Consider the following 12,905-nt stretch of genomic DNA (forward strand, 5'->3'; position numbering starts at 1 on the left):
GGGATCGAACATCGTCTGACGAAACCCAATCATCCCTGGACGAACGGTCAGGTTGAGCGGATGAACCGGACAATCAAGGAAGCAACCGTCAAACGCTTCCATTACGACAGCCATGAGCAGTTGAGGACACACCTCAACTACAACTACGGACGAAGCCCCAAGATCCTCAGTGGCCTCATCCCTTACGAATACGTCTGCAAAATCTGGACTTCAGAGCCAGAAAGATCATCATCAATCCAACCCATCAAACTCCGGGACCAAACAATCAGTCAGTCCCAGGTCTACCAGGGTTTGCAGTAGGGCATCCCAGACACCCTGTTCAGCCCAACGCCGGAACCGAACATAGACCGAGTTCCATTTGCCGTAGCGCTCATGCATGTCCCGCCATGGACAGCCTGTGCGCAGAACATGCACCATACCATTGAGAAACAGGCGATTGTCTCCGGCTGGTCGAGCCCAACGTCCGCGCTCAGGCGGCAGAAGCGGACCAATCATCGTCCATTCCTCATCCGTCAGATCGCCTCGTGCCATGCCGTTTCTCCCTGCTCCTTATCCCACAGGCAGCAAGTGAATCAGATCTCAGGCTGATCGTATAGATCTTTTGTCAACGTGCCCTAAGAGCGAAACATTTGTCTACTACGGCATGACCAAAGGACTTGGTACACTCAAATAGTACATTCTTGGGCCTGTCGCCGCATGACCGATGGGACGATGACACAGATACGTTCCTAGACCATACGGTGCCACTCGTTGCAGATTCTTCATATCGATTGTAGCCCCCGCCCTGACGGGCAAAGCCGCCTTGTCTCAGCGGGAATTGTCACGCGGCTCTCTACGCTCTGGCCTAGAGCAAATGTGGTCATGCGTGATATCAGTACTCTTTCTCCCCTCGATGTAGACTATGCAACGCTGCTCACCAGTCCCCCTAAAAACAGTGGGAGCACGGCGCGGGGCACGACTGCGCTGTCCGATATTCTGATTCGGGAAATCGAGACAGCCGATATCCTGGTGGTGGGTACGCCCGTGCATAATTTTACAGTACCTGCTGCGCTCAAATCCTGGCTCGACCACGTCGTGCGCGTGAACCGGACCTTCACCGTGGGTCCCAGCGGCAAAGTGGGGCTCGTCAAAGATCGACCCGTATTTATCGGCGTTGCCGCCGGCGGCATGATCTTCGGTGACGGTGCACAGCAGCCCGATTTTTTCACCCCCTACCTAAAGGCGATCCTGAATTGCATCGGGCTTTATGATTTGCACTTTGTGTCTGTGCAGGGCACAGCTGTTCGTTGCAAATCCGAACAGGACGCAGAACTCAAACAGGTTCTCTCAGACTTGAAGTGCGGTTTCTTTACAGAACACCAGGCTCAACAGGAAAACCTCCAGATTGGGGACAACGCATGAAGCTGTGTGTCTGACATGACCGACCTATTCGCTCCGCTTGCCGCAATTACACTCAACAGGCAGAGTGCACACTCCCTGAACGAACAGATTGCCCTGCATGTTGAGAGAGCCATATTTTCGGGAGTTCTTCCGGCAGGAAGTCGCCTTCCATCCTGGCGTGACCTTGCGACTCAGTTAGGCGTTGCACGCGGGACGGTGCGCACAGCTTATGACAGACTGATCGATCGCGGGCTCCTTTGCGCCACAAAAACTGCTGGAACGCGCGTGGTAGAAGTCCTCCCGATTTTAATGCCCATGCCTCCCGCAATCCAGCACAGTTCTGGGCCAGGTGGGGTCACCTCCATTGATGATGGTCCGCTGGCTTTATTCCAGCAAAGAGCCGACCGCCCACTTGCTTTTCAAATGGGTGTTCCCGCGCATGACGCTTTTCCGGCTACTCTCTGGTCTCGGATGCACCGGCGAGGGGTACAGGCCTCGGCGCTGAATACTGGCGTGATGGATCCGTGTGGTCTGCCGGAATTACGGGCCGCGCTCGCCTCTCATCTTGCTCTTGCGCGGGGGGTGCACTGCTCGCCAGAGCAGATACTGATTACGACCGGGTTCAGGAGTGGGCTCGCCATGGTGCTGCGGGCCATCGATTCCGCTGGAAAGCAGGCATGGGTAGAAGACCCGGGTTTTCCGATCACGCGTCTGGCGCTCGAAAGCGCAGGTGTACATCCCGTGCCTGTAGCCGTGGATCGCGAGGGGCTGGATGTGGAACTTGGACATACTATAGCGCCTGCAGCAGCTTTGGCGCTCGTCACACCTGGTCAGCAGGCTCCAACGGGTGTCTCACTGAGTCTCGAAAGACGCAGAGCTCTGCTTGACTGGGCCAGGCAAAACAACAGCTGGATCATTGAGGATGATTATCTGGCTGAGCTTCACTTGGATGGCCAAGCGTCCCCAGCACTTGCTGCGGGCGACGGCGCCGACCGTGTCATCCATATCGGAACATTCAGTAAAACACTCGCTCCCATGATCGGACTTGGCTTTGTTGTCGCCCCCCAGGCACTCGTAAAGCGCTTGACCGAGACAGCCTGGTGGCTCGCAACGCCGCCTAACAACGCCGTACAGATCGCCTTAACGCATTTTATGCGCGAGGGACATTATTTCAGACATCTGCGTCGTACACGCCAGATCTACACCGAACGCCGCGAGCTGTTACGCAATACGTTGCTGGGATGCGGCGCCTCGTTGTCGCAAAGCGCTGGCCTGTCGCTTATACTGCCTTTGCCCTCCGGCTTTGATGACGTTCAACTGGCGCATCAGGCACAGACTGTGTCTCTTGGGGTAACGCCTCTCTCCGCATGGTTTGCCAAGGGCTCACGAGCAAGATCTGGCGTGTTGCTTGGCGTTGCCAACGTTCGTGCGGAACGGGTCGAAGCCGATTGCCGACAACTCCTCACCTTGATGCACTCGACGCTGTAGCAGCTCTTTGCCAGCGATTGTTAAGGCGCTGTTTGTCCCGCGCTATGTGTTTTCTCCAACAACGATACGGACCTCCCTCATGCCTGGATTTCGATATGGACTTGTGGCTCTCGCAGCGCTTCTCATAACGTCTGCGCCTCACTCTGCGTGGGCGAATACATCTCCCGCGCCAGACCCTGCTTTCGTCGCTGAAGATCCGACCCTCTCTCAGATGATAGGTAAGTCTGTCCCTGGCCTAAGCTGGCAAACACTGGATGGCCAGACACTGGACCTTGTGAAACTGGCTCACAAAGGCCCGGTCTATCTCAAGCTCTGGGCGACCTATTGTATTCCCTGTCGTGCCCAGATGCCCGGGTTTGAGCAGCTCTATCAGCGTTATAAGTCACGCATGAGCATTGTTGCCGTGGATATCGGTTTTGGAGAAAAACACGACAAAATCGTTAGTTTCGTCAGAAAAGCAGGGCTAACCATGCCAGTTGTGGTCGATGATGGAAGGCTGAGCGACTGGCTCCATATCCGCGCCACGCCTCTTCATGTGCTGATCGACCGTGATGGTCGACTGGCCTATCTCGGCCATCAGGATGGTGCAGCACTCGAGGCGGCACTTGAACGCGTTGTCGCCAAGCCCCGTACAACAGCGCACCTTCAATTTGCGGATGTCACACCTACCCCGCCTCTGGTCGTTGGAGCCGAAGTACCAACTCTGACACTGAGCGATGCTAGGCAGGCTGCAGTGCCCTTACGTCCAGAGGGCGCGGCAAAGCCTCAGGTCGTTCTGTTTACCGCGCCTTGGTGTGAAAGCTATCTTTCTACCATGGATCCGCCGACCGCCCGAAACTGTGCCCGCACACGAGAAATTGCACAGAAACTTGTCACAAACTCCAGGCTCGACTGGACAGTTATCGGCGCGAAACTCTGGACTGAACCAGCAGATATGGCTTCGTTCCGCACCCTGTTTGGTCCCGGATTTCAGATACTTCTGGATGAAAACAATCAAGCCTTTACGAGGTTCGGTATTCGACAGATCCCTGCCGTGGCCTTGATTAACAAGGATGGACGGCTAGCCAAAATGCTCGATGGGTCCCGCCCTGATTTGGGCGCTCAGATCGAAGCATTTACTCAAAAAACGCCATGAACCGAATTAAGTGTACGTGCTAGCCCTCATTTCTTCTCATAAATGCGGCTAACTCAGTTCCTATTCTGCAATTTTAGTGTGGCTCGATAGGCGTAGGAAGATTCATAAATCCTGAAAGATCCGTATCACCTCCGGCCAGTAGTCTTATTGCTGAGCGCTTTCTCGTACAGACCTGATCGACGCCTATCCAAGCAGCAGATGTCTTCTTCAACGAACTTAGATTTGAGAAGCGGTGCTGCAATGGACGTCAGCTATCACGTTCATATGACTCGTTAGCAGATCGTCTGCTTTTCCCCATAACGGTCTTCTGAATGAGCGGTATCGGGACCTGTGTTGTCTCAGCGCGCTGCAGAAAGCAGCTCACTCACCAGCGACGGCCGCTTATCCAACATCGCTAGCAAAACCTGGGCTGGTCCGGTTGGCTGACGACGGCCATGTTCCCAGTTCAAAAGGGTCCCCTTGGCGACCCCGATGCTTCTGGCAAACTGGGCCTGAGAGAGTCCGGTCCGGGTTCTGATGGCCGCCACGTCAACCGACGGAATACGGACCTGGTGGGTCACGCTGTCCTCCACCGGGACTTCCGAATAGGCGAGAGCTTCATTCAGCCCCTGCAGAATGCTGTCATAAGCGCTCATGATGGTTCTCCGTATTTCGCAACAAGCGTCCTGTTCAAGTCTACCAAGGCAGCCTGTTCAGATCTCGTCAGATTGTCTTTCCCGTTTTTGGCAAGAACGGTCAGGAAAAACAGAGGCATCTATACTTCCACCAAAAACGTAGAGAGTTTTGTACCCTCCCCTCTTCCCTCCACCCTCGCGGGAAAAGCGAACCTTTCGTAGACCGCCTAAAGAAATGCCAGCATCTGGCATCACAGCGAGTATGTTAGTCAGAGCCATACGATCGTCGTCTGATATCAGGGCTTTTGCCCGCTTTATGAATTCAGGCAGTTCGACAACGGTCTGCAGCTTTGACATTCACAATAGAATATATGCCAATGACATATACGTCAACGGCGCATAGCTCAGAGAGACGAGCGATATGACGGGTATTCAGACAAACAGCAGTCCACAAACTGCACCAAATCTCCAAAACCGGCAGTTTTCCACCATAAGACTCATGTCCGTTTTTTCCTATTCTCAGACACTAGGGTACGGGACACAAAAAAGACCCGCAAAGGTCTTTTCGAAGCGTGTTCCACGGATGCTTATGCCCGGATAAAGTCTGCTCTCGGAGCGGCAGCCTGATCGTCTCTGGTCCTCTTTGCGAGAAATATTCCAACTCACGCAGGCTCGAAATCATTTCTCTGGGTTGCGGCTGACTTTGGGGGTAAGCAGACTATCGTGGATTGAGTATTCTGCAAAGAAAAGCCTATATTCGCACTAAAAATATTCATTCCACTTTAAGACTTCCTAAAGTGGACGTTACGAAATGATGATATTTAACTCATTATTCCACGCATCATATCTTTAATTCCATTAATTTAATTAAGCCTCAATTATCATTCCGCAATTAATAAAGCCGTCTAGTTTGATCAATAGCTTGATTTTTTTTTGAATTTCTATCAATAAATTAACGGGCCATCACCGCTTCAATATAATGTGTCACAATTTGTCTTTTCGGTTTTTTTATCGTATAAATGTATATGCGTTTTCATTCAAAATACTATACTTCAGGATGTTGTAATAATGAATTCAAAAACTGATAATCTTGATAAAATTCTACAATATTTTCCAACAGGGACGGCTGAAGGAGAAAGATCTATACTTGATAAAGTATTTATATATGCAGATGAATTTAAACAAATAATATCTCCAATTCCAGGTAATCCCATCTTACTTGTTGGTGAGAAAGGAAGTGGTAAGAGTGCGCTACTTGATTTTTCATCTCGATTGACAAATTCTCAAGGAATTCCAACAGTCTCACTTACACCATTTGATATAGATACTTCTGGATTGGCTACAAATTCTTCCACTGGAGATATGGTCAGAGCTTTCTATGACATCCTTCTAATAGCAGTCGCAAAAAAGATATCCGAAGAAAATAGCGGATGGTTTGATGGTGACTATGCCAATTTATATTATGCGGCCGTCGACGCAAATGCCAGAAAGTCGGATTTTCCTGGTAGAATTGGAAAGTTTATTGCAGAAATTGCGAAAGGACCAACCAAGATTGACTTGGGTTCGGCATTTCCTCATCTCACTGAGACTACACGCTCAGATGTAGAGTTGTCAGCACAAAAAATTGTTGGAAAAAAGAGTTTCTACCTTTTTATTGACGATACCGATCAAATATCAAACCCAGATAATTCTTCTCATTTGAATAGAGTTTGGGCTATCATTCTTGCTGCTCGCAGAATAGCGGAAAAAATTCCTGAATTAAAGTGCATAGTCACGTTGAGGAGCGAAGTCTGGGTTAGACTTCAACGAGACGAAACAGGACAACGCGACCAGGCTGACCATTTCAGAAACCTTGTTGTTAATATGTACGGCACTCGCGAACATATTAGCAGGATTGTGCGCAGGAGATTGAGTCTCGCCTCAAATAAAAATACTGAAGATGATACGATTTATGATGATTTTTTTGATGAAAAAAAAGCACATGCTCCTCAAAGCAGTGAATTGCGAACGTGGGAAAATCTCATTACCGTCCGTTCCAGAGAACGTCCTCGTGATACAATTCAACTAATCTCTGCGCTAGCTAAAGAGGCATTGAGCAAAAGAAAAGAAAAGATTGATCAGAAAGTTTTCATTGATGTTATGCCCATTTTTTCAAAAAATATTTCAGATCAATTTGGGCAAGAGACAACAATTGAATGTCCTCAAGCCTTAGAAATACTAAAAACATTTGCTTCCGCAGAATATGATCATGCAGGATTTACTATGAGTGCAGAGAAAACGTTAGAGCACTTTAAAAAAATACCATCTAAATTTACCACAACATTATTTGGAAAGACCATTCGCCCGGGAAATGAAATACAAGCCTTCGAATTATGGCAATTCTTCTACCAAGAGAAAGTAATTAATGCGCGATCTTCTGATATTGATACCAGAGATGGGTTCAAACATTTGGATCCTGAAAATGATGCATTTTTAGTAAGTAAGGCAAGGTGGAATGATCTGCAAAAATACCTTTGGGAAATAAATACTGCCTATAGAGACTATTTAGTTTTTCTTCAAACAGAAGACGGAAAATATTCTGGGTTGGCGACAAAAAGACCAGCGGGCAACCGAAGAAGAAGAAATTCTAACAGGTGAACTGAGTAATCTATCAAAGGACGCACGCTCTTTTTTTGTGTGAATGCAAAAGGAGAGCACATCATTTAGTCCGCTATATGAAAATCATATTGAGTTCAGGAATGTCCGATGTGAAGGCGTAAGCAGAAGGTCCGCTTAGCCTACATGTCGGATAATCCGAAGCACAAACGAGTGATCTCAGAGCGGACGACGCTGGCCAAACTTGCTTGAGTGACTTTTATTCACTCAGGTGAGCATCCATGCCCGACAGGTTCAGTTCACTCTGAACTGGCGTTTCCTCTCTGAAGACTTGATGAAACGCGTGGTGAGAAACAGAGCGCCGTGGAATAACGCGAGCAATGCAAATGTTTCGGCATAAGCTTCCGATCCGGCATGGGAGGGGCCGACCGTCGCAAGCCGCCACCCAAGGAACGTGGCGCATGCTGTAATCAATGTCGGCCCGCCAATCCTTTGCATGATGTTCAGCGCGGTCGTCGCCATCGGAATATCCTTGCGTGCGATCGAAGCGTATCCCGCGCTCATTGCCGGAATGCCGACGGCACCCCCGCCGCCGCCACGCAATAACAATGCTATGGTCAGCAGGGTGACGTTCAGACCGTGATAGGCGAGCACCATCAAGACCACTGTTCCGACAAAGGACAAAAGAGCCCCGCAACCGGTCAGATCGCGCGCGTCAAACCGGTCACTCAGACGGCCAATGAGCGGATAGACGCACATCATCCCCAGACCCAGGGGGGCCATGAACAGGCCCGTCCGCTCGGGCGAGACACCGCAGGCATGGATCAGCCATACGGGTAGAAGCATCTGACCAGCGAACGACACCCCGTTCGTCAGAAACATGATGATCGCCGACACCGAAAAAGCAGGCGCACGCAGCAGGCGCAGGTCGATCAGCGCGTCATCGCCCTTGCGTCGCGCGGATCGGACATACAGGACGAACAGCACGAGGGACGCGCCTAAAGTCGCCTGTCCATAAAGCCGGGCGACATGATCCATGCCGTAGAGAAACGAGACGAGAGCGGGTGCGAGAAATCCTAGCCCTGTCAGGTCAAGTGGACGGGGGCGCTCGTCATGCCGATCGTCAGGAAGAAACAGAACGGCAAGGACAAGAGCCGCAAGCCCGACCGGAACATTGAGAAGAAAGATCCATCGCCAGGACGCGACGGAGAGAATGGCACCGGCTGCGACGGGTCCAAGAAGCGGCGCGAGCAGAACAGGTGCCGTCATTGCGCTCGCAACCCTCGGCATCTGTCGGCCTGCGACACGAGCAACCGTCATCTGCGCCATAGGAGCAAGCAGACCGCCCGACATGCCTTGCAGCAGACGGAATGCGATCAGTGACGGCGCAGACCACGCCAGCGCGCACAGGCCTGATGTCAGCGTGAAGGCACCGAAGCACCATAAATAAACCGCTCGTCCCCCGAGGCGGCTTACGAGCCATCCATTTAGCGGCAACGTCAGGGCGAGCGCCAGCAGATAGCCGCTGACCACCCACTGTATGTGTGAAAACGGCGCGTGCAGGGTCGTAACGAGATCGGGGAGCGACACATTGACGATCGTGGCGTCCAGTTGCGCCATGAAAGATCCGATCGCCGCGACGCTCACGATTTTCCAGATTCCCGGAGGCAGTTGATCCGGGTCTGAGCCTGGCGACGTCGTTCTGGCGTTCATGAATGATCTCGATGGGGACTGCGAGACGCGCAGCCATGAGACATGCGTTTACGCATCCAGCGCGATCGCGTCGCTCGTCGTCACCCGGCCGAGGCGAGGAAAAATCTCCTCGCAGGCAAAGCGCTGCATGTCTTCTGTGAATGTTGACATGACATCCTCGACGAGCACGACGTTGTATCCATGCTCATGCGCCGCTCTGGCGGTAGATTCTACCCCCAGATTGGTGGCAATTCCGCCGAGCACGATGGTCGTGATACCACGTCGCCGCAACTGAAGATCGAGATCCGTGCCGTAGAAGGCACCCCATTGCCGTTTCGTGACACGCAGATCGGTCGGTTCGGCAAGCCCCTCAACCAGTTCTGCCCAGTCTGGTGCGAAGCCGCCAGGCGGTGAAAAGGAGCGATCGACAATCGCATGCACGGCGTCGGCGAAATCTGGCGCAAACGCTACATTAACCAGAATGACCGGTGCGCCGGTAGCCCGGAAACGCGTTGCAAGGTCTTTCGATCGCTCAACAATCGCACCCCCCTGTGTCGGAGCCAGGGGAAGCCCCGTGATACCCTTCTGGAGATCGATCAGGACGAGGGCCGTCCTGGTGGCTGGGAGTGAAATCATGGCAAGACCTTCCCTGTTGACGTTCGACCGCCATCCCGAACCGTTGTCCGGAACACGCGGAAACGTTAGTAAGTTGAGTAGACACTCAAGCAGGAGCATTATTTGAGTATGAACTCAAGTTCGTCAAGGAGTAAACGGACACCTCTTCAGCCGCTGCGCGCGGCTGGGCGTCAGCGCGTCGAGGAATTGCTGGAGGCCGCGTCCGATCTCATGGCCGAACGAGGTTACGAGGCGACGACCATGGCGGAGATCGCCGCGCGCGCCGGGGCGAAGATCGGCTCGCTTTATCGCTTCTTTCCGAACAAGGAGGCTGTGGCGGATGCTCTTGTGCAGCGGCATATCGCCGTTCTGGAAGACGAATACGCGGCACTCGCCAAACGTGCAGCCATGCTCTCGCCGGACGCTCTGGCAGACGTTCTGATCGAACTGCTTGTCACGCTTCATCCTCGCGTGAAATCCCTGTCTGCGCTGATGGAGGCACGGACTGACAAGATGGAGATCCGTGATCGTGCACGAGGACATGCCATAGCCGGAATTGCGGCAGCATTGCGTGTCTGTGCGCCAGAGTTGGAGGACGCACTAGCGAGAGATATTGCTGCGATCGTTCTAAACACTATGAAAGTGTTGCGCGGCATGCTGGCGCAGGACGCCCCCACGACGCCTGGCGCGCCTGACGAATTGCGACGGATGCACCGTCTCTATCTAGCGGATCGGCTAGAGCCGTTTCGGCGTGCCCCAGGCAGCATAACGGACGCAGAGCCATAATTCGCAGAATGGTGCAATACTCGCCCCACGACCTAGGAGCCTTGGCGCTATCCCGGAGAGCGAGATGCCGTGGGAGCTTGCGCCTTCTTTTTTGGACATTTAGCTCGGAAAACCCAACTTTTGATATCCGCCATCGGTCTTCAGAAATATTACTCGTCTGTCGATCGGGTTAATTCTTCCCAGTCTGCGATCTCTCTTTCCAGACGAGAGAGACGTTCACGAACCAGTTGTAGAGCATCGCTGCCCAGCAGGAGTTGCGGTGGCGACGCGTCCGACGCAATGAGTCGGAGCACTGCGGCGGCGAGTTTCGCTGGATCGCCCAATTGTTTACCGTCCTTCTCGTGTCGTGCAGTCCGGATCGGATCGAACAGAGCATTATGGTCTGTAATTGAGCGTTCGGTCCTGACCATTGAACGCCCGGCCCAGTCCGTGCGGAATGATCCAGGGCATAGCGCGGTGACATGAACCCCAAAAGGCGCCATTTCCGCGCGCATGACCTCCGAAATGCCCTGCAAAGCGAATTTGCTACCACAGTAAGACGCCAGGCCAGGCATCGTGATCAGACCACCCATCGACGTCACGTTCACAATGAACCCGCGACGGCGTTCGCGAAAACGCGGCAGGAAGGCCCTGGCAATCGCAACAGTTCCGAAGACATTAACGTCGAACTGGCGGCGCATTTCTTCGAGAGGAGATTCCTCCAGAACCCCTTCATGCCCATAACCGGCATTGTTGATGAGTACGTCGACTGGACCATGGTCTTCTTCTGCCTGTGCGACGATGGCGGGGATACGGTCGAACTCGGTGACGTCACACAGGACCACTCGAGCATCCTGCAGTCGCTCCAGTAAGGACACTCTTGCGGTTTGCGATCGGACCGTACCAATCACCCGATGACCGGCCTCAAGGGCAGCCTGGGCAATGGCTAACCCAAATCCCGAGTTGGCACCCGTAATAAAGAAGGTTTTCTGTGGCATGGCTCTGCTCGACTGAATTTCGTTCATGCCTTGACCAATAATAGGGTATTACCCTGCTCTATACTGTAATTTCTCTAATATCCTTGCCTGATCCTATGAATCATCAATCAGATACCCCGTCACTCCTCGCACTGGCTGCGGAACTCGCACCGCGATCTGGCTACAACGCCACGTCTTTCCCGAGTGTCCGTATCCTGCGTTCTGAGACTGTCCTCGAAGATGTGCCGGTCCTTTATCGCCCTGGTGCGGCTTTCGTACTGCAGGGATTCAAGCAGGGTTTCCTCAATGGTGAGATCTACCGATATGATACCGAGCATTATCTTGCCGTTTCGGTCCCTCTGCCTTTCCGGATGGCTTCACAGGCCAGCCCTGCTCAGCCTCTGCTCGCCATTTACTTCGATTTTGACCTGCATCTTGCTGCTGAAATAGCGACCACACTGAATGGACAAGCCAGTCATGACGAAAGAATGCAGGCGCGAAGTCTGATTTCAAGTCGAATGGCACCCGCCATGACAAATGTACTTCAACGCCTGCTTCATGCTCTCCATCATCTCCAGGAACTCACTATTCTCGGCCCGGGGCTATTGCGTGAATTGCATTATCGCATCCTGGTCGGGCCTCAGGGCGGATCGCTGATGGCAGCCTTGCGTCGCAATGGCACGACAGACAGGATCGTGCAGAGTCTGACGCTGATCCGCGAACGCTACAAAGAAGGTCTATCGGTTCCGGAACTTGCTGTAACAGCCGGTATGAGCGTTCCGTCATATCACGTCGGCTTTAAGCGCCTCACCGGGAACACCCCGATTCAATATCTCAAGGCGCTGCGGCTGCACGAAGCCAGGCTGATGATCGCACGACGTCAGGGCACACTTGCAACGATCGCCTCAGAAGTCGGCTATGCCAGTCCTGCCCAGTTCAGCCGGGATTTCAAACGCCACTTTCATCGCACCCCAAGTGAGGAGGCCAAATGGATGCGAGAACATCTGGGAGAACTAACACAGGCTTGACGCGCAAACCTAGCGACCGGCAATGGCCGATTCCTTAGCAGACAGGCGATAACCGCGTTCTTGCTGGTCATTTTCGTTGTCCAATATGGTTTTATGAAGCGGACATAACTGAAGATGGTGCTTGACCGCTGCTGCTAGCATCAGCAAAGTCGTGTTTGCCTAAAAAGACAGCGATGCAGGTATGGTGACAACCTGTGGTCTCTCTGGAGAGACAGTCACGCTTGAGCGAATAAACCCGTTCTTGGCCATGGCCGGACACGACGAGGATAGGCCTCGCCCGTGGTCGGTCGTCGTTGTCCAGATTGCGATCGGCTCGTGTCCGTCTCACCAACGGAAAGACACAGTCATGAAGCTGAACCATATCAATCTCTACAGCCACGATACTGAGGCTGATCGCGTAATGTTCGAACAGTATTTCGGCCTGCGCACTCTCGTTGTGCGTGGGATCAAAATGGCCATCATGCAGGACAATGATGGGCTGGTTCTGATCGTCAATCATTTCGATAACAAGCTCGAAGGCTTTGATTACCCCAGGCAATTCGACGTCCTGCACATTGGTTTCATCCAGAAGTCTCGCGAGGACGTCGATGCTCTCTATGAGCGCCTAAGCGCCGAT

Annotated in this window: 12 protein-coding genes and 1 pseudogene; 8 read left to right on the plus strand and 5 right to left on the minus strand. The window is 52.7% G+C overall.

Annotated features, from left to right (window positions below; translation table 11 throughout):
• A pseudogene (locus KP702_RS15650) lies at positions 1 to 263 on the plus strand (integrase core domain-containing protein); the annotation flags it as partial.
• On the opposite strand, the gene KP702_RS15655 reads toward KP702_RS15650, so the two are convergent.
• On the minus strand, positions 232 to 531 hold the full coding sequence (locus KP702_RS15655; RefSeq protein ID WP_023942410.1) for a transposase: 300 nt from the start codon (positions 529 to 531) through the stop codon (positions 232 to 234). The pseudogene KP702_RS15650 and the gene KP702_RS15655 overlap by 32 nt on opposite strands.
• A gap of 219 nt (positions 532 to 750) precedes the next feature.
• Here KP702_RS15655 and KP702_RS15660 point away from each other — a divergent pair, with 219 nt between their 5' ends.
• From KP702_RS15660 to KP702_RS15670, 3 genes are all read left to right on the plus strand, one after another.
• On the plus strand, positions 751 to 1,401 hold the full coding sequence (locus KP702_RS15660; protein WP_215769348.1) for an FMN-dependent NADH-azoreductase: 651 nt from the start codon (positions 751 to 753) through the stop codon (positions 1,399 to 1,401).
• 15 nt (positions 1,402 to 1,416) lie between these two features.
• Positions 1,417 to 2,868, plus strand: coding sequence for a PLP-dependent aminotransferase family protein (locus tag KP702_RS15665; RefSeq protein WP_023942408.1), 1,452 nt, complete (start codon positions 1,417 to 1,419; stop codon positions 2,866 to 2,868).
• Positions 2,869 to 2,947: 79 nt separating this feature from the next.
• A complete protein-coding gene (locus KP702_RS15670) occupies positions 2,948 to 4,003 on the plus strand; it encodes a thioredoxin family protein (protein WP_215769349.1) in 1,056 nt (351 codons plus the stop codon).
• Positions 4,004 to 4,341: 338 nt separating this feature from the next.
• On the opposite strand, the gene KP702_RS15675 is transcribed toward KP702_RS15670, so the two are convergent.
• On the minus strand, positions 4,342 to 4,638 hold the full coding sequence (locus tag KP702_RS15675; protein ID WP_023942406.1) for a DNA-binding transcriptional regulator: 297 nt from the start codon (positions 4,636 to 4,638) through the stop codon (positions 4,342 to 4,344).
• A gap of 1,047 nt (positions 4,639 to 5,685) precedes the next feature.
• Between KP702_RS15675 and KP702_RS15680 the strand changes: the two genes are divergently transcribed.
• Positions 5,686 to 7,254, plus strand: coding sequence for a P-loop ATPase, Sll1717 family (locus tag KP702_RS15680; protein ID WP_215769350.1), 1,569 nt, complete (start codon positions 5,686 to 5,688; stop codon positions 7,252 to 7,254).
• A gap of 252 nt (positions 7,255 to 7,506) precedes the next feature.
• On the opposite strand, the gene KP702_RS15685 is transcribed toward KP702_RS15680, so the two are convergent.
• Both KP702_RS15685 and KP702_RS15690 read right to left on the minus strand, forming a co-directional pair.
• Complete coding sequence (locus KP702_RS15685) at positions 7,507 to 8,925, minus strand: DHA2 family efflux MFS transporter permease subunit (RefSeq protein ID WP_215769351.1); 1,419 nt, start codon at positions 8,923 to 8,925, stop codon at positions 7,507 to 7,509.
• A 48-nt stretch (positions 8,926 to 8,973) separates the two neighbouring features.
• The gene (locus KP702_RS15690) at positions 8,974 to 9,540 is read right to left on the minus strand and encodes a hydrolase (RefSeq protein WP_023942400.1); all 567 of its coding nucleotides are present in this window, start codon (positions 9,538 to 9,540) and stop codon (positions 8,974 to 8,976) included.
• 108 nt (positions 9,541 to 9,648) lie between these two features.
• Here KP702_RS15690 and KP702_RS15695 point away from each other — a divergent pair, with 108 nt between their 5' ends.
• On the plus strand, positions 9,649 to 10,305 hold the full coding sequence (locus KP702_RS15695) for a TetR/AcrR family transcriptional regulator (RefSeq protein WP_034880305.1): 657 nt from the start codon (positions 9,649 to 9,651) through the stop codon (positions 10,303 to 10,305).
• Positions 10,306 to 10,454: 149 nt separating this feature from the next.
• On the opposite strand, the gene KP702_RS15700 is transcribed toward KP702_RS15695, so the two are convergent.
• Positions 10,455 to 11,282: an oxidoreductase gene (locus tag KP702_RS15700; RefSeq protein WP_215769352.1), complete on the minus strand. Its 828-nt coding sequence runs from the start codon at positions 11,280 to 11,282 to the stop codon at positions 10,455 to 10,457.
• A gap of 95 nt (positions 11,283 to 11,377) precedes the next feature.
• Between KP702_RS15700 and KP702_RS15705 the strand changes: the two genes are divergently transcribed.
• Together KP702_RS15705 and KP702_RS15710 are read left to right on the plus strand one after the other, a co-directional pair.
• Complete coding sequence (locus KP702_RS15705) at positions 11,378 to 12,289, plus strand: AraC family transcriptional regulator (RefSeq protein ID WP_215769353.1); 912 nt, start codon at positions 11,378 to 11,380, stop codon at positions 12,287 to 12,289.
• 346 nt (positions 12,290 to 12,635) lie between these two features.
• Positions 12,636 to 12,905, plus strand: a 270-nt coding sequence (locus KP702_RS15710) for a VOC family protein (protein WP_215769354.1), incomplete at its 3' end; no start/stop codon positions are given.

Source organism: Gluconobacter sp. P5B12, assembly GCF_018812035.1.
Lineage (GTDB): Bacteria > Pseudomonadota > Alphaproteobacteria > Acetobacterales > Acetobacteraceae > Gluconobacter.